This window comes from Acinetobacter sp. YH12233, from assembly GCF_013417725.1.
Classification (GTDB): domain Bacteria; phylum Pseudomonadota; class Gammaproteobacteria; order Pseudomonadales; family Moraxellaceae; genus Acinetobacter.
The window spans coordinates 26740-49727 of sequence record NZ_VPDK01000004.1 but is presented as its reverse complement, the minus strand read 5'-3'; the positions used below and the strand labels follow the sequence as shown (position 1 = coordinate 49727).

Genomic DNA, 22988 nt, shown 5'->3' with positions numbered 1-22988 from the left:
CAACTCTTAGGCGAACTGCTCGGCAGGATGGACCTGTTTCGGTAAAGCTAAAGCTTGATCAATAAGGGCAACGCGCAAGGTATCGCGTGAACCGAGATAGCGCTGATAAAAACTGGAGTTCAGAATCGCAGCTGCACCATGGGTCATCGACCAAATTGAGGCCAGATAATCACGCACCGACATGCTGCTATTGATTGAAGCCAAATAGCTTTCAGTCATACGGATAATCAAACGTAAGCGCTGTTTGCGCACCTGATAAAGTTCGCTAAACAGGTGCTGAATTCCAACACCTGTTGTAGAAAGACGTTCTTCAATCTGATGAAAAAGGACAGTACGTTCAGGGTGATGCAGATGATGCAACATAAAGAATGCCAGATGTTCAGGAAAAGCCTTATCACTATCCTGGATCATTTCCAGCAACATGCGCTCATTACGGATAATCAGCAATATGTACAATTCATCTTTACTCTGGAAATGCTTATAAAGAGTGCCTTTGGCCAGATCCAGTTCTGCTGCCAGTGCATCCAGGGTCATCCCTGCTTCACCATTTTCTAGCAGTAACTGTTCTGCAACTTGAAAAATCAAGGTTTCTCTTGCTCGAAACTGAGCCTGACGATCCATCTTCACCCTATAACTCTCTTGTACTCTTATCTAACTTTACTTACTTTGAATTCAGAAGATTCTCAAAGTTCTGCTTTGTGATATAAGCCATTTCTTCTAGCGACTTATCATATACATCGCAAAGGGCTTTGGCTACATAAGGAACGTATTTTGGTTCATTAGATTTGCCACGATATGGCATTGGAGCAAGGTAAGGACTATCCGTTTCGATTAAAACGCGATCAAGTGGAACCTGTTTGGCCACGTCACGCAAATCCTGGGCATTTTTAAAAGAAACAATACCGGAGAAAGACACATAATAACCGCAGTCTAAAACAGTTTTAGCGGTTTCCCAATCTTCGGTAAAACAGTGCAAAATGCCATGGGTAGATTTTTCTGCACGGATAATATCAACCGTGTCATGCTTGGCGGAACGGGTATGCACGACGACAGGTTTTTTCACGATTTGTGAGGCATGGATATGACGGGCAAAACAGTCTTTTTGCTCGGCAATAAAATCGGTGCTGTGATAATAATCGAGTCCCGTTTCACCCAGCGCCCAGACTTTTTCTGGCTGTGCCAGTTCAACCAGATATTCAGTGGTCGCACGCGCCATTGTCGCCGCATCTTCGCAAGGATGTACACCAACGGTATAACCGACATCAGGATGACGGGCCGCGATTTTAGCCAGCTCGATATGATCATCCAGATCCACCGAGATACTCATAAACTTGGATACGCCTGCTTCACGGGCCTGAGCGAGCGCCTGATCCAGATCACCGTTATAAGGTATTAAATCGAGCAGCGTTAAATGGCAATGAGTATCTACAAACACAATGAGTTCCTACCGAAGGTAAATTAACTACATAGTGTAACTTTTACGTCCATCAGATTTAAGACCCGCAACCAGACGATCTGCTTCATTTTTGAAGAAAACGCCTTTTTCACCGGTGAGCTGAATCCCAAAACCTTGTGGCTTGATGCCATTCTGCTTTTGAGACACCCAGATCACTTTTCCGGTTAATGGAATTTTCTGCGTCTGTTCAGGTAAAGTCGTCAAAACAAAAACTTCTTCACCTAATTTTACTGGCTGCTTGGAAGGAATAAAAAGTCCACCACCTACAACATATGGCATATAACTGGCAAATAACGTTTCAATATCCGGAATATTAGCCTGAATAATACCGCCCATACGTGGTTGCATCTTGTTTTCCCCTTAAGCTAAAGATTCATCAGCTTGATACACAATTCATCGAGCACCAGATTACTTTGTACGTTCTGCTCAAGATATTGTTTGGCTCGCTGAAAATCCTCATAAATTTTAAAAAGTGTTTCCAATGAATATTGTTCGGCCAATACATTAAAGTCCAGATCAATGTTTTTTACGGCCTGATTTAGCTTGACACAAATTAAATCGGACAACAAGTATTCAAACATTTGACCAAATTCACCAAAACTCAGGCTTTTATTCCATTTGGTCGCAATTGCCATTGGCATATTTTTTTGAATGACCAGTTTTTTCCAGTCTTCCATGAATTCCTGACGTAATGGCAACCAGGAACTTTGTGCAACCTCAATCGCTTGCAAAGGCATCTGATTGGATAAATTCATTAATAGCTGCTGCTGGCTCGAACCTGCTTCAGGTAACTGCGCCTCTACATATTCACTAAATTGCGCTGATGAAATCCGGTCTAAAGCAAAATGCTGTAAACGGCTGCGAATAGTTGCAGGCAATTTCAGATAATGATCCGCAAGCAGAATAATGACAATATTTTCACCCGGTTCTTCCAGAGTTTTCAGCAAGGCATTAGAAGAAGCAATATTTAATGCTTCAGCGGGTTCAATGACAATGACACGCCAGCCATCGACGGTCTGCTGTACAAAAGGCAGAAGATCACGGATTTTTTCAATTTTAATTTTGGCATTCTGTTTTTTATTATCTTCATCCGTGCTGATATAGACGTAATTCGGATGGGTATCCGCTTTCAGCCACTGACAGCTACCACACTCACCGCATGGCCCATCAGGCTGACGGTTCAAGCATAAAACCCAGGCCAGAAACTGCTGGGCAAAGGCTTCTTTACCACAGCCTTTTTTTCCATAGAACAATAAACCATGCCCAAGCTTAGGAAAACGCCCGGTTAGCGTATCCCAAACCTGTTGCTGCCATGGATAAATCTGTGCATTGACATCAAGCGGCATGGAGAATTCTCAAATTAAGCAAAAGAAGATGGATCCATCTGGTTCAAGCGATCCAGATCTTCCTGCGTATCGACACCTGGCGGTAAATTGGCTTCTGCCACAGCAATGGCAATACGGTGACCATTTTCCAGTACACGTAACTGTTCTAAAGATTCCAGTTTTTCCAGCACACCCATTTCCCAGGTTACATATTCCTGTAGCAGTTTCACGCGGTAAGCATATAAGCCCAAATGGCGATAAGCCTGATCATGCAGTTTCTGTTCAGCCAGCTTGGCATCATCACGGTCATAAGGAATCGTAGCACGACTAAAATACAGTGCCTGATTGTGCTTAGACATCACAACCTTAACGATACTGTCACGCTTGAATTCCTCTAAATGATGAATTGGCTCACACAGAGTCGACATTGAGCAAGCCGGTTGATCTTCTAAGAGTTGCGCGACCTGTTTAACTAACTGAGCTGGCAATAAAGGTTCATCACCCTGTACATTCACAATAATGTCATCACTCGCCCAGCCCTTGATTCGAGCTACCTCGCTTAGACGATCGGTACCTGATGGATGATCTGCTGAAGTCAGGACCACATCAACACCTTCAGCACGGCAAACTTCGGCAATACGTTCATCATCTGTTGCCACACACAGGTCATCAAAGCCCTGTACTTTTTTGGCCTGATCCACGACACGCAGAATCATCGGACGACCATGGATTTCCAGCAAAGGTTTACCCGGCAAACGTGAACTGGAGAAGCGTGCAGGAATAACTATATGTTTCATCGTAAATAAACCTTAGGAAATAGAAATACCCTGTTGCTCTAATTGCTGCTGCAATATTGTATAACAGGCAGGTGACAAGACTGCATCGACCGGCACCACCCAGATATCCCGCTGATAATCTGGATACTGTTTGAGTAATGCCATAATTTTAACTGCATCTTTTTCAGTAGTAATGATCGGACTATTGTCATCGAATTGCAGATCTTCAATTTCATAATCATGATGATCTGGAAATTCATGACACTGAAATTGCTGCAGCCCCAGATGTTCTAGTGTTTGATAAAAACGCTGTGGAAAACCGATGCCGACTACTGCATAGAAAGCCGCAGTTGGATCAAAGCTTTTGATAACATCCTGATTTAATAAATACGGCTGAGAGGCTGCAAGATGCATATGCAAAGGCGAAACTGGATTTGCTGCATGTTCAATCACGGTACCTTTTTCCAACCGGGTAACGGGTTCACGCAGATAACCTTCTGGTAAAAGTTTCTGGTTGCCCAAGCCTCGGTTATTATCCAGCACAATCCATTCAATCTGACGATTTAAAGCCCAGTGCTGCAAACCGTCATCACAAATAATTAAATCCAGTGCATGCTTTTCTAGCAGAAGCTCAATGCTCTTTTGACGATTTGGCCCTACAGCCATCGGCACACCAGTCGCTTGGACAATTAAGGCTGGTTCATCACCTACCACTTCAGGCAAGGTATTTAAATCTACATAAGCAGGAAAAGGACCTTTACCACCATAACCTCGACTGATTACACCAATCCGTAGGCCTTTTTCAGTGAGGTAATCCACCAGATGAATCAGTAAAGGTGTTTTACCACTCCCACCTACGGTAATATTTCCAATCACCATTACTGGAATAGGTGCGGTATAGCTTTTTTTAATCCCTTTACGGTAAAGCCAGTGGTTACTGACAAAACCCAAGCGGTAAAGCCAGGACAAAGGACGCAGCACAACCAGCCACTTTGCCTGTGTATTCCAAGCATCCTGAATGATCTGTGCCAAAGCCATGACTTAATGTTCCTCGAAATTACGTTGGTGCAGCTGATAATAAGCACCTTGACGTGCAATCAGCTCAGCATGATTACCCTGCTCTATAATACGACCTTGATCCATCACTACAATGCGGTCGGCATTTTCAATTGTTGATAGACGGTGGGCAATCACAATCGTAGTCCGATCTCGCATCGCCTGATCAAAGGCACGCTGAATAAAGTATTCAGATTCATTATCCAGCGCACTGGTCGCTTCATCCAGAATCAGAATCGGTGCATTTTTCAGAATAGCACGGGCGATCGCAATACGCTGACGCTGACCACCTGACAGATTCAGACCTTGAGCACCTAGTGGCGTATCATAACCTTGTGGCAAGGCCATAATGAAATCATGTGCATAGGCAGCTTTTGCCGCTGCAATGATTTCTTCATCACTCGCATTTTCTAGCTGGCCATAAGCAATATTTTCACGAACAGTACGGTTAAACAGCACTACCTGCTGGTTTACCATCGCGATCTGGGTACGTAAAGCAGTCAACTCATAATCAGTAATCGGTTTTTGATCCAGTAAAATTTGCCCGGATGAAGTTTCCTGATAACGTACCAACAGATTCACCAGCGAGGTTTTACCTGCTCCTGAACGCCCAACCAATGCTACAGTCTCGCCCGCTTTCACTTCTAGGTTAAAGTCATGAATCGCATGGTGACCATCGCCATAAACCAGATTGACATCTTTAAATTGAATGTTGCCTTTTAAGGCATCATTGAGTTTGCCGGTATTATGCTCTTCAGGCATATCTAGCAATTCAAACACAGAATGTGCGGCCGCCATACCACGCTGAATTTTTTCATTCACATCAGTTAATGTCTTGATTGGTCGCGCCAACATGCCAGCAGCTGTAATATAAGCAACAAATTCACCCGCAGTCGTATCTCCCAAAATTTGTGGGCGCAATGCAATATACATCACGATACTGAGTGAAACTGACATGATCAGCTGTACCACTGGACTGTTCAGCTGCTGTACTGCCACCATTTTCAAGCCACGGCGTAGATTTTCCAAAGAATTCTGTTTAAAGCGTTCCTGCTCATAAATCTGACCACCAAAACCTTTGACAATCAGATTGGCATTTACAGTTTCCTGAACAACATGGTTCACATCACCCATAGTGTCCTGAACCTGTTGTGATAGCTTGCGCATCCGTTTTGAAGCTTTACTGATCACAAAACCAATCACGGGTCCAAAGATCAGAATACACATGGTTAAACGCCAGTTGGTATATAAAAGATATCCCAATAAGGCAATTGTGATCAGACCTTGCTGAATGATCGTTCTAAGTGCTTCAGTTGAGGCTGCGGTGAGCTGCTCAACGTTATACATAATTTTGGCCGTAATATGACCGCTGGTATTGTCCAGAAAATATTGCGCAGGCAAACGCAATATTTTGGCAAAGACTTCCTGACGAATATTAAATACCAGATTACGGGAGATGACCGCCGTATAATACCCACCGAGGAATAGGCCTAGCCCCCGGAAGAACATCAGTACTACCACTAAGAATGGGAAAAGTAAGGTGAAACCCTGGTCTTTGTTTTGAATCGCCTCAATGATATATTCCAGTAATTTGGCCACAGAAACTTCTGTCGCCGCATTCATAGAGAAACCAAGCAGGACAATTAAGGCTGTGCCCCAAAATGGTTTTAAATAGCTTAAAAGGCGAAGATAGACCTTAAAATCGTGCTTCACTAATAACCTCGAGTTGGTACTTTCGTACTGATGTTGACATTAACAAAGCCAAGTTGCCCTGCAACGTCCATGACACGAATAACATCCTGATGTGTCGCTTTTGCATCAGCGGCAATGACAAACATTAAATCACGACGTTCATTCGAAATCTGTTTAATTGCCGTATTTAAATCTGCTGCATCTTTACTGGCAATAGACTGACCATTCACGGCATAGTGGCCATTGGAATCCACAATCACTTCAATTTTCTGATCAAAATTCTTGGGCGGTACACCTTGCGCATCTGGAAGCGTCAGGTTCATTCGGCTCATCTGGTTAAACGTGGTTGAAAGCAGCAGAAAGACCAAAATAAATAGCAGGCAATCAATCATGGGCGTCAGATTGATATGTACATCTTCCACCTGGTTACGTTTAAATTTCATGCCCCTGCTCCTAACTTGCTTTCTTGATGCGTTCTTCTACATCATCTGAAGCATTTAAATAGAACAGGTTGGCATGAAATAACGTTGCTTGCTGTTCAAGTTCCGCCACATATTCCTGAACCAGACGCTGGAAATAACGATGTGCAAATAAAGCAGGAATAGCAATCAGCATACCCGCTGCTGTCGTGATCAGTGCTTTGGAAATACCGGGCATCATTAAAACTGGGTCACTATTAGTTCCGACATCAATCATTAAGAATGATTCAATAATCCCAATCACTGTACCGAGCAAACCGAGTAGAGGCGCTACTGCACTCAAAGTACCCAGAAAATTAATATTCTTTTCCAGATAGCCAATTTCCTGTGAAGCTACCACTTCCATCTGGGCACGAGCATATTGCTCAGACTGGTGACGCGCTTCAAAACCAGCTGTAAATACACGACCCAAAGTACTGTTTTTCAAAGCTGAACTTTGTTGCAGCTTTTGCATAGCTTGTTCTGCATTTTGTGCAGGACCCATCAGAAGTGAGTTGGGCAGTACCAGACTCTTTTTTAAACGAATGAAGCGCTCAACTGAAATCGCCAGCATAAATATCGAACACAACACCAGCGGCAGCATCAACCAGCCGCCTGCTTTAACCAATTCCCACATCTGATTTATTCCCCAATAAAAACAAATTTTAAATTAATTATTCATTGCCCAGGATTGAAAGAATCCCGTCCAGCTCTTCTAAAGAATGATAGCTAATAACCAGCTTGCCTTTCCCTTGCTTGTTATAGTCAATTTTAACATCCGCACTAAAGCGCTCAGACAGACGCTGAGTGAGCTGCTGAATGTCTGGCGCAATCGCTGCTTTTGGTTTTTCTGTTTTCGGTGCATTGTAGTCGCGTACCAACTGTTCGGTTTGGCGTACTGAAAGGCTCTTTTCAATGACCATCTCAGCAACTTTAAGCTGATCTTTAGCCTTCAAAGTCAGGATGGCACGTGCATGTCCCATATCCAGCAGGCCCTGCTGCATAAAGTCTTTTACTTCTTCAGCCAGAGTTAGCAGACGCAGTAGATTACTTACTGTAGTACGTGCCTTACCGACGGTATCGGCAATTTCCTGATGGCTTAAACCAAACTCGTCATGGAAACGCTGCAAAGCCATCGCCTGATCAATCGGGTTCAGGTCCTGACGCTGAATGTTTTCGATTAAAGCTAATGCAATTGCGACCTGATCATTCAGCTCACGCACAATCGCAGGAACTTCAGTCAGACCCGCTAACTGTGCCGCACGCCAGCGACGCTCACCCGCAATAATCTCGTATGGATAGCGCTCATCATCGACCGGACGGATCACGATTGGCTGCATGATGCCATGCTTTTCAATCGATGCGGCCAGTTCCTGCAGATCCTGCTCATTGATATAGCGACGTGGCTGATATTCACCACGTTTCAGCAGATTGACATCAATCTGTTTCAACTGACCATGATCAAGACCTTGTGCTTCGAGTTGTAATTTTTCTTTTTGAATTGATCCCAGCAAGGCATCTAAACCACGACCTTTGGCGAGTCCACGTTTCTTGACGGTCATGCTTTACTTCCTTTTTTCACTTTGCTTTTCTTTAATACTTCAGCTGCCAGATTTAAGTAAGCAACTGCACCCTTTGAACTTTTTTCAAAATAAATAACCGGTAGACCATGTGCCGGCGCTTCAGCTAGACGGATATTACGTGGAATCACGGTTTCATAAAGTTTTTTACCAAAATATTGCTCTAACTCTTCTGAAACATCACGGGTCAAGGCATTTCGAGCATCATACATGGTACGCAATACACCCACGATCTGCAGGTCTGGATTAAGTGCTTGCTGAATGCGGTCAATGGTTTGTGTCAGATCAGCCAGGCCTTCGAGAGCATAATATTCGCATTGCATCGGAATAATCACGCCATCCACTGCTGCCAGTGCATTCACGGTAATCAAGCTTAAGCTTGGTGCACAATCAACAATGATATAGTCGAATGAGGATTCAATTTCCTGCAAAGCTTCACGCAAAATAAATTCACGGCCTTTTTGCTCAGCAATCGCCAGCTCCACACCAGCCAGGTCACGGTTTGCCCCTAAAACCTTGTATCCAACTTCAGCCTTGGTGATCGCAGTTTCAATCGGCACTTCACCCAGCAATACATCAGTCACTGAATACAGCAGGTCATTTTTCTGAATCCCCGACCCCATGGTCGCATTTCCCTGAGAATCCATATCCACAAGCAAAACGCGTTTTTTTAGCACAGCGAGAGATGCCGCCAAATTTACTGCGGTTGTGGTTTTACCGACACCACCTTTCTGGTTGGCAATCGCAATAATTTGTGCCATGTTGACCCCGATCCTTCAAAAATTTTAAATACGTTTTAATAGAAGTAAATGACGTTGTTCGTCCAAGCGCGGAACCTTCAGTTCAATAATCTGACAGCTAAATTCATCTTTTAATGCTGCCACTTCCTCTTTAGGAATCAAACCTTTCATGGAAGCAATAATACTCTGCTCATGCATATACGGTTTAGACGCATTCACAAAATCTGTCAATGAAGCAAATGCACGACTGGTAATCACATCAAACTGACCCAGCTCATTGATACTGTCTTCATTTTCCACACGGGTTTGTACTGCAATGACATTTTTTAATTTTAGGTCTGCAATAAACTGCTTCAGGAAACGAATTTTTTTACCATTTGAATCCAGTAGTACGCAATCACGCTCAGGCTGACATAAAGCAATGATCATGCCCGGCATACCACCACCAGTCCCAATGTCGAGCAAACGACCTGCAGGCAAATCCTTCAAAATACTCAGACTGTCAAGCAGATGCTTGACCAGCATTTCCTTAGGATCACGGATTGCAGTCAAATTGTATGCTTTATTCCACAGTACCAAAGCGTCCTGGTACTTGAGTAATAAATTTAAAGCTTCATCAGACAGCTCTAAACCTAAAGCCTGGCTACCCTGCTTTAGTTCTTGAAAAAACGTGTGCATAAACAATCAACGCTCGAAAAAGTTAAGTGGAAGTATACCGTTTTCTCTATATTGGCACAGTAGGGAGTGCTTAGTGAATATTCACTTAAGCAGACTTCCCTTCACGGATCATTAAATCCAGTGCATTCAAACGCTCAGGTGTTCCCACATCCACCCAAATACCTGTCAATTTAGAAGCAGCAATCTTGTTTTCCAGCATTGCTGCTTTTAATAGTGGTGCTAAAGGACGTTTTCCAGCCTCTAAGCCTGCAAACATTTTCGGATGAATCACTGATACACCACTAAAAGTCAGGTTTTCACCCGCCACCTGCTGGTCAAAGGTATAAGCCTTGCCGTCTGCAAGTGTGAAATCACCGTTTGGATGCTGTTCCGGATTTTGTACTAATACCAGATGTGCCAGATTTTCACCTAATTCAACTTTTAGTAAAGGAGCAAAATCCATGGTCGTCCAGACATCGCCATTCACCAGAATGAAAGGCTCATCACCAAGCAGTGGTAAAGCATTAATAATGCCACCGGCTGTTTCCAGCCCTTCACCTTCATGTGACCACAAAATCTTGACACCAAACTGAGAGCCATCACCCAAAGCCTGAGCTAGTTTTTCACCTAACCAAGCCGTATTGATGACAATTTCATTCACGCCCAGCGCAGCTAGTTTTTCAATATGCCAGACAATTAGTGGCTTACCACCCACTTCTAGTAAAGGTTTTGGAGTATGCAAAGTTAAAGGACGCATGCGGTTGCCCAAGCCAGCCGCGAGAATCATCGCTTTCATTTAAGCCGCTACCTCGTATGAACCATATTTTGCTTCAAAAGCAGGCATGACTTTTTCATGAATAAACTGCATAAATGGCTGTAATTCAGGATAGTCTTTGGTTTCTTCCAGCAGATACCACATCACACGTGGCAGGTCTTTTAGATAGCCAGATTTACCATCGCGCTCAAACAAGCGGACAAAAATACCTAAAATCTTGATATGGCGCTGAATGGCCATCATATCCGCATCTTTTTTGAACTGTTCGAAATCACGGTCCTGTTTTGCCGCTGCTGGTAACAGGTCATAGAACACTTTAAACCAGCGATACACCCGATCTGCATTCCACTGCACATAGGCATCACGGGTAATCGAAATCAGGTCATAGGTATCAGCACCGATTACTGCATCCTGAAAATCAATCACACCCAGTTCGGTTTCATTTTCGATTTTCATCAGGTTACGGCTATGGAAATCACGATGCACAATGACTTGTGGTTGTGCCAAAGCAGCATTCGCCAGTATCGCAAATGTGCGCTTGATCAGAGCGGACTCTGATTCTGTTGGCTGAATTTTTAGAGCAGGCAGCATCCAGTCAGTCAGCAGCTCCATTTCAGAAATAAGCTTCTCATAAGAATAAGCAGGAAACTGACCTTCTCCAGGAATGGACTGCAGCTGAATCAGTTGTTTAAAACTTTGCTCATAATAGGCATCAACCGTCTGATCATTTAGCAGATTTGATAACAGCACATCACCAAAATCTTCGAGCAGCAAAAAGCCATTTTCCAGGTCTTTGGCCACAATGTGTGGAACACGTACGCCATGGGCATCAAAAAATTCATCAATCGTCACAAAAGGCACACAATCTTCTTTTTCTGGTGGTGCATCCATGAGCATAAATGTTTTATTATTCAGTTTGATTCGTGCATAACGACGAAAACTTGCATCGCCTGCTAAAAAATGTGTTTCAAATTGATCTGAACCGAGTACAGAAGCAATCCAAGATTGTATCAATTGTTCGCGTTGAGTATTCATTTGCAATAAATTCTAGTACAGGCTGAGTTTTTAAAGTGCTAAGTGTAGCTACTTATCAACTTTTTCTCTATGATGCGACAATAATTAATTGCGATAAAAGCATGATTGGTTAATGAGACAAATGAAGCATCACTTTAAAATAAACCCTCTAGCGACTGCGATCTTAACCCTTTTATGTAGTAGCTCGGTCTCAAGCTATGCTGCATCAAATGACTCATCCAATGTAAATGCGGAACAACTCAAACAGCGCATTAATGAGACCTATCCCGGTGAAGCATTCTTCTCACAATATTATGTGGATAAATCTTCACCAGAAGCACAGCAGCGTCAAGGTAAATATCTCAGTTCAGCCTATTGTGAAGGTGCCTGGGTCACTCCTATTGCACCTGATGCACCGACGATTGACCCTGAACAGGCAACTTCAACCATTACTGCAGACTATGGTCATTATAATCCGGCCGGTGATTCCTACTTAGAAGGCAATGTGGTCATTGATCAGGAAGGTCGCCAGATTCGTGCGGAACGCGTGACGATTGATCAGACTCAAACTTATGCTAAGGCAGAAGGTCAAGTCCAATTGGCTCAAGGTGGCTTGATTTCGCAAAGCGATGATATCAATTACAACCTGAAAACCCAGCAAGGTGACTTAAACAACAGTTTCTTCATTGCCGAAGAACAGCATGCGCATGGTCGTGCTGAAAAGATTGCCAAAACCTCTGACGATACGCTTGAACTGGAAAATGCCACCTATTCCACCTGTCCACCTGAACAGAAACCGACCTGGAAAATTCAGGCAGATCAAATCAAGCTGAATCAGGAAACCGGTCGCGGTGAAACCCGTAATACCAAGCTCTATGTGAAAGATGTTCCGGTACTCGCTGTTCCTTATTTTAACTTCCCAATCGATGATCGCCGTACCAATGGGATTCTGACGCCAACTTTCGGATTTACCAATGATGGCGGCCTGGAATTAGGTGTGCCGGTTTATCTCAATTTGGCACCACAATATGATGCGACCATTACGCCACGTTATATTAGTGACCGTGGTGCGATGCTGGATGGCGAGTTTCGTTATCTAACAGAAAACTATGGTGAAGGCCGGATTTGGGGTGGCTACCTGCCATCTGATGAAAGTTATAGCAATAAAGACCGTAAAGACCTGCACTTCCTGCATAACTGGCAAATCAACGATCAGTTCTTAACAAATCTTGAATATAATTACGCATCAGACAAGGACTTTTTTGCCGATCTGGATAATAACCCAGATTCAAAAACAGACCTGAACTTGCGCCGTGCTTGGGAAGTTAATTATAAAAATGGTATCCCCGGCTTAAAAGCTCAATTTAAAGTTGAAGATTTCCAGACGCTTGATCCTGCCGTTCTGGATGAAGACCGCCCTTATGCGCGTTTGCCGCAGCTTTTGGTGAATTATAAGACCGGTAACCCACTGGGTTTACAATACGAATTTAATAACGATACAGCTTATTTCCAGAAAGACATCAGAAATATCGAAAATATTGATACCGGTGATGAAGCCATCTATCAACCAAGTGGTACACGCATCTATAATGATTTCTCGGTACGCTATAATCACTTTACCCCTTGGTCATTCTTCATTCCTCAGGCAACATTACGCAATATCAATACTTTCTATGATCAAGATACTATTGATCGTATTAATAATAATCAAACCAGCTCATCAAGTGAAAATCATTCTATCGTAGTGCCACAATTTACGCTGGACACCGGTTTAATTTTTGAAAAAGATGGTCGCTATTTACAGACCTTGACGCCTCGCCTGTTTTACGCTTATTCACCGTATGAAAATCAGCGCAATCAGCCAAACTTTGACTCTGTCGTAGCCTCAATTAATTATGACCAATTATTTAGTGCACGCCGCTTCTATGGTAATGACCGCTTAGAAGACAATAACTTCGCTTCTTTAGGTCTTAGTTACAGTTTATTTAATGAAGAAGGTTTAGAGCGATTACGCGCCAGTGTGGGACAAAGTTTCTTCTTTGAAGATCGCCGTGTCACATTAGATCGTGAAGCAGATAAATTTGACCGTGAAAGCCATACTGGTCCAGTTATTCAGCTTAGAAGTCAGTTAAACAAAAACGTGCATGTCAACCTAAATTCTAGCTGGATGTCGAATGGCTCCAATGCCCAGCGTGATGTACAGGTTTATTATACGGGCGATCAGGGCAATCTATATAACGTAGGCTATTTCTATCGTAAAGATATTCCAAACCGCCAGGAAAGTTATGATCAGGTGGTTGGCTCATTTATCCAGCCAATTGCCAATAACTGGCGTCTGGTCGGCCATGCGCAATTTGACCTGGATAATAGTGTCGCACGTGAATATTTACTTGGCGTAAACTATGAGTCATGCTGTTGGGGAGTATCTGTCTATGGCCGCTCATACTACAATGACTTAGACGATATCAATGACCCAGATGTGAAAGCGAAACGTGCAGTAATGGCTGAAGTAACGCTTAAAGGTCTTGGCGGGTTAAGCAACAAGCTAACCTCATTACTAGAAAATCGTATTCTAGGTTTTAACAATATCAATCAAACTTGGACAGAACGTTAATGAAGACAAAACAGTTAAAACAAATTTTTAAAGCGACCGCACTTGCGCTATGTCTTTCTTCAGCGATGACGACTTTTGCTGTTGCCCAACCTAAAGATGAAGTTGTAGCTGTTGTCGACAATAGCGCTATTCTGCGTAGTGATCTGGCACAAAGCGTTGCTGAAATTTCTCACCAGTTACAAAAGCAAAACAAGCCTGTTCCACCGCAACCTTATCTTGAACAACAAGCACTTGAACAGCTAATTGTACGTCAGGCTCAACTGGAACAGGTCAAACGCTACAATATCCGTCCAGATGAAAAATCTCTAAATGAAGCAGTGCTTAAAGTAGCACGTGAGTCAGGCTCTCCTAGCTTGGAAGCTTTCCAGCAAAAACTGGATGCTATCGCGCCGAATACGTATGCCTCTTTACGTAACCGTATTGCTGAAGATCTGGCACTTAGCCGTTTACGCCAGCAAGCAGTAAATTCACGTATCCAGATCAGTGATCAGGATGTGAAAAACTTCCTGAATACACCGCAAGGTCAAGCTCTGTTAGGCAGCCAGGTACATGTTCTGCATTTACGTATAACCGGAGAAAATGCTCAACAGATTGCTGCGCAAGTAAGAAATGATTTAAGCAGCAGCAATGATATTCAGGCGATCAGCAAAAAATATTCAACTGGCGATATTAAAGTAGATGCGTCTGATATGGGCGTGCGAAATTTATCAGAAATCCCAGGCGAACTCGCTGCACGTGTTTCTACTTTGCAAGCGGGTCAAACATCTGAACTGATTCCTGCGGCAGATGGCGTGCATGTCCTGAAACTTTTAGAGCGTAAAGGTGGTGAGCAGAAAGCATTGGTTCCTCAGTACCAGACCCGTCATATTCTGATTCAAACATCAGAAGTGGTTAGCCCAGAAAATGCTAAACAGATGATTGATAGCTTATATACGCGTCTTAAGCAAGGTGAAGATTTTGCAGTATTGGCGTCTACTTTCTCTAATGACACAGGTTCAGCACGTGATGGCGGAAGTTTAGGCTGGGTCAGCCCAGGTGTCATGGTACCTGAATTTGAACAGCGTATGAAAAGTACGCCAGTGGGTCAGATTAGTGAACCGTTCCAGTCACAATTTGGCTGGCATATCCTGCAAGTGACCGATACACGTCAGCAAGATATGACTCAGGAATATCAGGAACGTATGGCACGCCAGATCCTGGGTGAACGCCAGTTTGATGCTGAGCTAGATAGCTGGTTACGTGAAACCCGTAGCAATGCCTATGTAGAAATCAAAGATCCTCAGCTAGATCCTAAACGCGCTCGTTAATTTAAGAAAAGAAAGCCAGTATAATGCTGGCTTTTTTTAATGGCTCAATTTTTTAAGCAATAAAAAAGCCTCTTATTAAGAGGCTTTTTTATTTCAGATCCGATTAACGATTGTTTTCGTCGTCAGAAGAATCTTCAAATTTTGAATCGTTGTCAAAACCAGCGCCTTGACCACCAAAACCAGCACCTTGACCACCAAAGCCAGCACCTTGACCACCGAAGCCACCTTGACTACCGAAGCCACCTTGACTACCGAAGCCGCCTTGACCGCCGAAGCCAGCGCCTTGACCGCCGAAGCCAGCGCCTTGACCGCCGAAGCCACCTTGACCGCCGAAGCCACCAGCAGCGCCTTGACTACCGAAGCCACCTGTGCCGCCTTGACCACCGAAGCCAGCACCTTGTGGACCAGCAGGAGCACCAGCTGGACGAGGGTTACGTGCAGGTACAACTGTAGAAATCGCGTGTTTGTAAACCATTTGGCTTACTGTATTTTTTAATAATACAACGTATTGGTCAAAAGACTCGATGTGACCTTGTAATTTGATACCGTTTACCAGGAAGATAGAAACTGGAATACGTTCCTTACGGAGAGAATTCAAGAATGGATCTTGTAAAGTTTGACCTTTAGACATGTTATAACTCCAAAAATTTAAAAATCAGCGCAAAAAACTATCTCTATTTTTCAATTAAAAATTATAAAAAAGATAGTATTCAAATTTTGCTTTATCCGTGACAGTTTCGCAAGTCTTCTTGGGCCTGCTCGAGCGTAAAATATGTTGTAAATTTATGCTTTTCTTGCAAAGATCTCAACCAGGTATATTGACGTTTGGCAAGTTGTCGTGTCGCAAATAAAGCCTTATCCTCCATTTCCCGTTGTTTTTCATGACTTAGGTCACCTTTTTTTAAGAATTCTATGGCTTGGCGGTAACCTACTGAACGCATTGAGGGTAAATTTTCGTCAAAATCGTATTTTCCCATTAATCCTTTAACTTCATTTAAAAATCCGTTTTTCCACATAATTTCAAGACGTTTTTCAATACGTTTGTGCAATTCTAACCGATCGGGCATTAAGGCATAATTATGGAAACTGTAACGATATGGTAAATTTTTTGGTTGTTCTGCTTGTAGTTTTGTAATCGGCTCACCTGTTAGCTTAAAAACCTCTAAAGCACGGATAATTCGCTGTTTATCACTGACTTTAAATTTCTGGCCAGCTAAGGGATCTACCTGACATAATTCAGCATACACCGCTTCCCACCCTTCACGAGCGGCTTTCTCTTCAATCTGGGCACGCACCGCATAATCTGCACTTGGTAAATTATCAGACAAGCCTTCAAGTAAGGCCTTAAAATACAGCATGGTGCCACCCACCAGAATTGGTGTTTTACCACGCGCATGAATATCATCAATCAGACGGCAAGCATCTTCGACAAAGTTTGCTGCAGAATAGACTTCGAGCGGGCTAATAATATCAATCAGATGATGCGGATAGCGCCCTAATTCCTCTTTAGATGGCTTCGCTGTACCAATGTCCATTTCCCGATAAACTAGCGCAGAATCGACAGAAATCAGCTCAAAATGACCTTGCTCGTATAGTTCACATGCCAAAGCAGTTTTACCGCTTGCAGTTGGTCCCATTAAATTGATGACCGGCAGTTGATTGGACATGTAAGGCTACTCTCCTCGAGCGAAAAGTTTATCAAGTTGAGACAATGGAAATGCTCGCCAGGTTGGACGACCATGATTACATTGGCTCGCAAATTCAGTTTGTTCCATCTGGCGCAGCAAAGCGTTCATTTCTGACAGACTCAACATTCGATGTGCACGTACTGCACCATGACAGGCCATACCTGCAAGAATCTGGTCACGTTTCTGCATTAAACCCTGTCCCTGATCATTAGGATCCAGATCATTCAATAATTCAGGGATCAAGGCATCAAAATCAGCTTTATGCAAAATGGCCGGTACGCCCCGTACAATGACCTGTTCATCACCATACTGGTCAATTTCCAGGCCTAAACGAGCGAGTTGATCTTTGAGCTCGTCAACACGCATGGCTTGCATACGACTAATGCTCACCACTTTAGGAATCAGCAATTGCTGGGATATCCAGAATTCCGGTTTATCCCAAGCCATTTTCATCTGTTGCAGCAGAATACGCTCATGCGCCGCATGCATATCTACGATGATTAAGCCTTCGGTATTTTGCGCTAGTATATAAATACCATGCAGCTGGGCGATCGCAATTCCCAATGGATGCTCATCCACTTTACTTTGTAAATGTGACTGAAATGCATCCGATGCTGAAGTATTGGTTTCCGGTTCAGTTTCTCTTAAAGGCGCGAGATAACTTTTCAAGGCATTATTCAGCTGCTGTGAACCCGAATATGATTTGCTGTAATCCTGCGCATAATACACAGTTTGTGGACCAGATGACTCAAAATCCGTTAACACATCAGAAGCTTCTTCTTCACGCTGACGATACGGAGATGTGACTGGAATAACCGGTTGAGTGGCTACGGACTGATGCAGGCTAAACTGCTCTTGATAGCGCGGCTGAGGTGTTATCGCAACAGCTTCAGACTCAGTTTTCATCGCCTCAGCCAGATCAGCACTCGCAGTCTGAAATTGCGCCAGAGTTTCCTTGGCATAGTGACGTACAAATTCATGTACTTCACGCTGGTTCAGAAAACGAATTTCGTGTTTGGTCGGATGTACATTGACATCGATGCTTTCTGGATCGATTTCCAGAAATAGTAAATAAGCGGCATGCTGATGGCCATGCAGAATACCATCATAAGCCATACGCAAAGCGTGCGAAATGGTCTTGTCTTTAACGATCCGGCCATTCACATAGACATATTGCAGATCGGCTTGAGCCCGTGCATCCGAAGGATGTCCGAGCCAGCCTGATAAACGCATATTGATACTGTCTGCATCAATCCAGTAAGCATTTTCAGTAAACTGACGGCCAAGTAATTGTTGCACACGTTGAAAACGCAAAGCACCACTATCGGCAACCGGCAAATTCAGCTTGATGGTTTGGTTATGTTCCAATACAAAGCGAATATCGAAATGCGTTAAAGCCATACGGCGAACAATTTCTTCGATATGTCCAAATTCAGTGCCTGGCTTTTTCAGAAATTTGCGCCGCGCCGGAACATTGAAGAATAAATCCTGCACCCGGATCTGAGTTCCTTTGGATGCTGCGACCGGTTGAATATCCTGATGATCAAAAGCCGTACCGTTCACTTCGACCTGATAGCCAATGCCATCTTCATTCTGGCTACTGGTTAAAGTCAGACGAGACACTGCGGCAATCGAGGCCAGCGCTTCACCACGAAAGCCCAAACTGGTAATCGCATGCAACTCTTCAGCTGTCTGAATCTTACTGGTCGCGTGACGCATCACGGCTAGTGGCAAATCCTCATAATGAATGCCTCGGCCATTGTCAATGATTTCAATCAGCGTACTGCCGCCCTGTTCCACCCGGATAATCAGCTCGGTCGCACCTGCATCAATCGAGTTTTCCAGCAACTCCTTGACCACAGATGCAGGACGTTCAATCACCTCACCTGCGGCAATCTGGTTCGCCAGCGCAGGATCAAGTGCACGGATACGGCGTATGCTTAAATCATCAACCATTTGGGAATTCACGCTCCAAAGCTTGCTGTAATGCCAGATTAGAAGAAATCAGACTTGCAGTACGGGTCAGCTCATCTTCTGATTTTAAAATTTCAATAATTAAATCGGATTGCGGGATTTCATCACCCCCCTTAGAAGGCCATTCAAATAAAAATAGCGCATTGGGAGTTTCTAAATAATCCCGAATTCCCATCAATTCAAGTTCATAAGGGTCATTGAGACGATATAAATCAAAATGAAAGATATCCTGACCATTCACCTGATACGGCTCCACCAGCGTATAAGTCGGACTTTTTACTGAGCCTTTATGACCGAGTTGTTGTAAGTAATAACGCGTCAGCGTGGTTTTCCCCGCACCCAAGTCACCAATCAGATATATAACGCCCGAAGAAAAATTATTTGCCAGAACTTTGGCCAGATTTTGGGTGTCATCTTCATGTTTTAAAGTGACATTAAATGAATAAGGCATATTACTCACGACATGATGAAAAAGAATAATTATGATAGCATCGCAACGCTTTAAAAGCCTATTCACCTCTGTGAGAAACTGTATTTTTTCACAGCATCCGTTCCAGACCAGAGATAGATCCACGTTGTGATGACTTCGACTGTTGAATTTAGCCCCCCCATGCTGAATGGAGTTACGGCAAGTAAAGTATTCCTGCAAGTGACAGCAGATTCACCCAAGACAGTCTATGCTTATCTCTGTGCACAATTTCCACATATTGAGTCGAGCGAATGGCAATCCCGTTTCGATAATGATCTGGTTTATGATGCTCAGGGCAACACCTTAACCATCGAAAGTTCTTTTCAAGCGAATACTCATTGTTTTTATTATCGTTTTTTGGCACACGAAGTGCATGTTCCTTTTCAGCATCAGATTCTGTTTGAGAATGAGCATCTGCTGGTCGTAGATAAACCTCATTTTTTGACCATGAGTCCTACTGGACAATATGTACAGGAAACCTTGCTGGTACGCCTAAAACAGCAAACTGGGAATGAACATCTTACTCCGATTCATCGATTGGATCGTGAAACGGCAGGTGTGGTGCTGATTTCAAAATGTGTGCAATCGCGCGGGGTTTATCAGCAAATGTTTGCGACTCGGCAAGTACAGAAAACTTATCATGCGATTGCGGCTTATCGTGATGATTTAAGTTTTCCTCTCATCACAAAGCTGAAAATGGAAAAAGGCCAGCCTTTTTATACCATGCAGGTGGTAGAAGGAGAGCCTAATAGCGAAACCGAAATTCAATTGCTGCAACATGATCAGCAATGGGGCAAATATGAGCTAAAACCACATACAGGAAAGCAGCATCAGTTAAGGGTACACTTAAGTCATTTGGGGATTCCGATCCAGAATGATCCTTTTTATCCGCAGGTTTGCCATAAGGCGGATGATGATTTTTCTGCACCTTTACAGCTACTGGCCAAACACATTCAGTTTACGGATCCAGTTACCCAAAAGCAGATGCAATTTAGCTCTAAACTTGAATTGACACTGTAAATCTCTTGTCATTACAGATTATTTTCTAAAAACGGCAACTTGAGGATTGAAATCCCGAAGTTATCGATTAGAATAAGGCGAAAAGTTAAGTAATTTAAAGCTTTGAAAATATTATGAGAAAAACTGAAGTTTATCAAATTCGCCTGGATTCCCAAGAAAAGAAACAGGCATTTGCAGTATTTAAACAATTGGGGATTACGCCGGCTCAGGCAGTTCGTCTTTTTTTTAAACAGGTGGTTCTGACCAAATCAATCCCCTTCTCGATTGAAAATCAGAATATCAACCTGGAACAGTTGATCAAGTTACGCAAGCAGAAACAGAGTGAACTAAAGTCAGAACAAACTTCAAGTCCAAGTACTACAGCGATTCCAGCAGATCATCAGGAAATGAATCTGGATGATGATCATTTTGATTTATTTGAAGAACTGAATGCTATTTTAGGTGAAAGCGACAAAATTTAACATTGTTGCATTTACGAACAATTCTTAAGTTTCTCTCCTTTTAAACTTCGCTATGCTTGATGTTAATGATAAATAATAAAATTAACATGGAGTAAGCCGATGATCGTGCGACGTGCCCAGTCAGAAGATCTACCTAACCTGGCCGTTTTATTTGATGAGTACCGTCAATTTTATGGTACTTCTTCCAATCTGGATTTATCTTACGAGTTTTTGAAACAGCGTTTTGAAGATGGTCAAACTGTCATTTTTATCAACACCAAGGATGATATTTTTACCGGATTTATTCTGCTGTATTTAAGATTTTCCTCAGTCGCATGTTCTACTTATTATGTGCTGGACGATGTCTATATTAGCCCGCCTTATCGCCGGCATGGTGCAGCCAAACAACTGATTGATACGGCTATTTTATTTGCCCGGCATGAAAATGCGCTTCGAATCAGCCTGGAAACGCAAAAAACCAATTATCAGTCACATAAACTTTATGAGTCACTTGGATTTATTCAGGACAATGAATTCGTGACTTTCCATTGTTTCCTGAAATAGATCCCAGACTTTATTCGGTACGGAATTTTGCCTGTGCCACTTGTTCTGCGTCCAGATAGGTCCATTCCCCTATTGCCAGTTCATTCAAGGCCAATGCACCAATCTGGGCACGATGCAGCTTTTCCACTTTATTGCCAACAGCTGCCAGCATACGTTTCACCTGATGATACACACCTTGATGAATGGTCATTTGCAGTCGATTGTCATTCAGACGAACAATATCTGTAGCAGCAAAGGTGCCTTTTTCATTTCTCAATTCCACACCCTGTTCAAGCTGTTGAATCTGCTCATCTGTTACGGGATCGGCAGTAGTCATCTGATAGACTTTCGCCACATGTTTCTTAGGATGGGTCAACGCTTGTAAAAACTGACCATCATCCGTCAGCAATAACAGTCCGGTGGTGTCCTGATCGAGACGACCTACACATTGGATTCCACGGTTTAACAAGGTATCATCAAACAGATCAAATACACTGAAATGATGGGTAGCCTGATGTGAGCATTCATAATCTTGAGGCTTATTGAGCGCGATATATACTTTTTCCCGATAGCGATACTCATGACCATAGACGCTAAAGGTCAGATCTTGCAGATTCAGCTTATGCTTGGGGTTATCGATGAGTTCGCCCTGAATCGAAACAGCACCATTTTTAATCAGTTGCTGACAATGTTTTCGTGAACCAAAACCTTGTGATTGCAACATTTTTTCCAATAGCATCTGTCTAAACCTGTTTAAATGAGCGATAGGCGCATTCTATACTGAAAACTAACCAGATTCAGTTCTTATAAGGTCTTCTCCCTTTAAATGGCTAAAAAGCCTATAATCCTGTGACTTTTCATTTTTCCTATCTCCTCATGTCCCAACTTGATCTGAATCTGCTTGTTCTTCTGGTTCTACTGGCTTGCGGTATTTTTAGTCATAATACTGCTGTGACCATTGCTGCGGCCGTGTTGATTGTCCTGAAAATTACGCCTCTCAATGAACTCTTACCTTATGTACAGCAACATGGCCTAAATATTGGGATTATTATTTTAACCATTGGCGTATTGACTCCGATTGCTAGCGGGAAAATTCCTGGTGACAGTATTCTTAAATCATTTCTGAGCTGGAAATCTTTACTGGCAATTGCAATCGGTCTATTCGTTGCCTGGCTTGGTGGACGTGGGGTGAAACTGATGTCGAGTCAGCCTGATGTCGTTGCAGGTCTATTAATTGGTACAGTCGCAGGTGTCGCGGTACTTCGTGGTGTCCCTGTCGGGCCATTAATTGCGGCCGGGATTTTATCGTTATTGATTGGAACGCAATAAGCCTTTAACCATGATTGTGCAATATTCTTAAAAATTAACATTCTAAAATTATGAACTGCAAAGTATTAAATCACA

25 protein-coding genes are annotated in these 22988 nt (G+C 43.1%); 6 read left to right on the top strand and 19 right to left on the bottom strand.

Annotated features, from left to right (window positions below):
• Positions 1-6: 6 nt before the first annotated feature.
• From FTV12_RS03275 to FTV12_RS03210, 14 genes are all read right to left on the bottom strand, one after another.
• Entirely contained in the window at positions 7-621 is a 615-nt protein-coding gene (locus tag FTV12_RS03275; RefSeq protein WP_125279027.1) for a TetR/AcrR family transcriptional regulator, read from the bottom strand.
• A 40-nt stretch (positions 622-661) separates the two neighbouring features.
• Positions 662-1435, bottom strand: coding sequence for a TatD family hydrolase (locus FTV12_RS03270; RefSeq protein WP_180033496.1), 774 nt, complete (start codon positions 1433-1435; stop codon positions 662-664).
• A gap of 27 nt (positions 1436-1462) precedes the next feature.
• A complete protein-coding gene (locus tag FTV12_RS03265; protein WP_004784000.1) occupies positions 1463-1804 on the bottom strand; it encodes a PilZ domain-containing protein in 342 nt (113 codons plus the stop codon).
• A gap of 17 nt (positions 1805-1821) precedes the next feature.
• The gene (locus tag FTV12_RS03260; protein ID WP_180033495.1) at positions 1822-2802 is read right to left on the bottom strand and encodes a DNA polymerase III subunit delta' C-terminal domain-containing protein; all 981 of its coding nucleotides are present in this window, start codon (positions 2800-2802) and stop codon (positions 1822-1824) included.
• A gap of 14 nt (positions 2803-2816) precedes the next feature.
• Positions 2817-3578, bottom strand: coding sequence for a 3-deoxy-manno-octulosonate cytidylyltransferase (gene kdsB / locus FTV12_RS03255; RefSeq protein ID WP_180033494.1), 762 nt, complete (start codon positions 3576-3578; stop codon positions 2817-2819).
• Positions 3579-3590: 12 nt separating this feature from the next.
• Positions 3591-4595 (bottom strand): tetraacyldisaccharide 4'-kinase, encoded by a 1005-nt coding sequence (lpxK, locus tag FTV12_RS03250; protein ID WP_125279030.1) that lies wholly within the window; start codon positions 4593-4595, stop codon positions 3591-3593.
• 3 nt (positions 4596-4598) lie between these two features.
• Positions 4599-6326, bottom strand: coding sequence for a lipid A export permease/ATP-binding protein MsbA (gene msbA, locus FTV12_RS03245; protein WP_159123999.1), 1728 nt, complete (start codon positions 6324-6326; stop codon positions 4599-4601).
• A complete protein-coding gene (locus FTV12_RS03240) occupies positions 6326-6748 on the bottom strand; it encodes a biopolymer transporter ExbD (RefSeq protein WP_159124000.1) in 423 nt (140 codons plus the stop codon). The genes msbA and FTV12_RS03240 overlap by 1 nt, the downstream gene beginning before the upstream one ends.
• Before the next feature lie 10 nt (positions 6749-6758).
• Positions 6759-7400 carry a MotA/TolQ/ExbB proton channel family protein gene (locus FTV12_RS03235; protein WP_180033493.1) on the bottom strand — a complete coding sequence of 214 codons (642 nt, stop codon included), beginning with the start codon at positions 7398-7400 and terminating at the stop codon, positions 6759-6761.
• A 37-nt stretch (positions 7401-7437) separates the two neighbouring features.
• Complete coding sequence (locus FTV12_RS03230) at positions 7438-8325, bottom strand: ParB/RepB/Spo0J family partition protein (RefSeq protein WP_180002195.1); 888 nt, start codon at positions 8323-8325, stop codon at positions 7438-7440.
• Positions 8322-9104, bottom strand: coding sequence for a ParA family protein (locus FTV12_RS03225; RefSeq protein WP_004784019.1), 783 nt, complete (start codon positions 9102-9104; stop codon positions 8322-8324). The genes FTV12_RS03230 and FTV12_RS03225 overlap by 4 nt, the downstream gene beginning before the upstream one ends.
• A gap of 24 nt (positions 9105-9128) precedes the next feature.
• Positions 9129-9761, bottom strand: coding sequence for a 16S rRNA (guanine(527)-N(7))-methyltransferase RsmG (rsmG, locus tag FTV12_RS03220; RefSeq protein ID WP_159124002.1), 633 nt, complete (start codon positions 9759-9761; stop codon positions 9129-9131).
• An 85-nt stretch (positions 9762-9846) separates the two neighbouring features.
• Positions 9847-10536: an N-acetylmuramate alpha-1-phosphate uridylyltransferase MurU gene (gene murU, locus FTV12_RS03215; RefSeq protein WP_180033492.1), complete on the bottom strand. Its 690-nt coding sequence runs from the start codon at positions 10534-10536 to the stop codon at positions 9847-9849.
• Positions 10537-11550: an aminoglycoside phosphotransferase family protein gene (locus tag FTV12_RS03210; protein ID WP_159124004.1), complete on the bottom strand. Its 1014-nt coding sequence runs from the start codon at positions 11548-11550 to the stop codon at positions 10537-10539.
• A 121-nt stretch (positions 11551-11671) separates the two neighbouring features.
• Here FTV12_RS03210 and lptC point away from each other — a divergent pair, with 121 nt between their 5' ends.
• Positions 11672-14143 carry an LPS export ABC transporter periplasmic protein LptC gene (gene lptC, locus FTV12_RS03205; RefSeq protein ID WP_180033491.1) on the top strand — a complete coding sequence of 824 codons (2472 nt, stop codon included), beginning with the start codon at positions 11672-11674 and terminating at the stop codon, positions 14141-14143.
• A complete protein-coding gene (locus tag FTV12_RS03200; protein WP_166139422.1) occupies positions 14143-15450 on the top strand; it encodes a peptidylprolyl isomerase in 1308 nt (435 codons plus the stop codon). Before lptC ends, FTV12_RS03200 begins: the two co-directional genes overlap by 1 nt.
• A 103-nt stretch (positions 15451-15553) precedes the next feature.
• Here FTV12_RS03200 and hfq read toward each other — a convergent pair whose 3' ends face one another.
• The 4 genes from hfq to tsaE form a co-directional block, all read right to left on the bottom strand.
• Positions 15554-16081 (bottom strand): RNA chaperone Hfq, encoded by a 528-nt coding sequence (gene hfq, locus FTV12_RS03195; RefSeq protein ID WP_180033490.1) that lies wholly within the window; start codon positions 16079-16081, stop codon positions 15554-15556.
• 91 nt (positions 16082-16172) lie between these two features.
• Positions 16173-17117: a tRNA (adenosine(37)-N6)-dimethylallyltransferase MiaA gene (gene miaA, locus FTV12_RS03190; RefSeq protein WP_180017625.1), complete on the bottom strand. Its 945-nt coding sequence runs from the start codon at positions 17115-17117 to the stop codon at positions 16173-16175.
• Between the two features lie 6 nt (positions 17118-17123).
• On the bottom strand, positions 17124-19094 hold the full coding sequence (gene mutL, locus FTV12_RS03185) for a DNA mismatch repair endonuclease MutL (RefSeq protein ID WP_180033489.1): 1971 nt from the start codon (positions 19092-19094) through the stop codon (positions 17124-17126).
• A complete protein-coding gene (tsaE, locus tag FTV12_RS03180) occupies positions 19087-19563 on the bottom strand; it encodes a tRNA (adenosine(37)-N6)-threonylcarbamoyltransferase complex ATPase subunit type 1 TsaE (protein WP_180033488.1) in 477 nt (158 codons plus the stop codon). Before tsaE ends, mutL begins: the two co-directional genes overlap by 8 nt.
• Before the next feature lie 129 nt (positions 19564-19692).
• Between tsaE and FTV12_RS03175 the strand changes: the two genes are divergently transcribed.
• The 3 genes from FTV12_RS03175 to FTV12_RS03165 all read left to right on the top strand — a co-directional run bounded on the left by FTV12_RS03175 (position 19693) and on the right by FTV12_RS03165 (position 21605).
• On the top strand, positions 19693-20601 hold the full coding sequence (locus FTV12_RS03175) for an RluA family pseudouridine synthase (RefSeq protein ID WP_180033487.1): 909 nt from the start codon (positions 19693-19695) through the stop codon (positions 20599-20601).
• A gap of 113 nt (positions 20602-20714) precedes the next feature.
• A complete protein-coding gene (locus FTV12_RS03170) occupies positions 20715-21062 on the top strand; it encodes a type II toxin-antitoxin system RelB/DinJ family antitoxin (protein WP_179992426.1) in 348 nt (115 codons plus the stop codon).
• Positions 21063-21161: 99 nt separating this feature from the next.
• The gene (locus FTV12_RS03165; RefSeq protein ID WP_004784033.1) at positions 21162-21605 is read left to right on the top strand and encodes a GNAT family N-acetyltransferase; all 444 of its coding nucleotides are present in this window, start codon (positions 21162-21164) and stop codon (positions 21603-21605) included.
• 10 nt (positions 21606-21615) lie between these two features.
• Here the strand turns inward: FTV12_RS03165 and FTV12_RS03160 are convergent, their stop codons facing one another.
• On the bottom strand, positions 21616-22323 hold the full coding sequence (locus FTV12_RS03160) for a pseudouridine synthase (RefSeq protein ID WP_180033486.1): 708 nt from the start codon (positions 22321-22323) through the stop codon (positions 21616-21618).
• Between the two features lie 137 nt (positions 22324-22460).
• Here FTV12_RS03160 and FTV12_RS03155 point away from each other — a divergent pair, with 137 nt between their 5' ends.
• Entirely contained in the window at positions 22461-22913 is a 453-nt protein-coding gene (locus tag FTV12_RS03155; protein WP_159124011.1) for a DUF441 domain-containing protein, read from the top strand.
• Positions 22914-22988 lie beyond the last annotated feature (75 nt).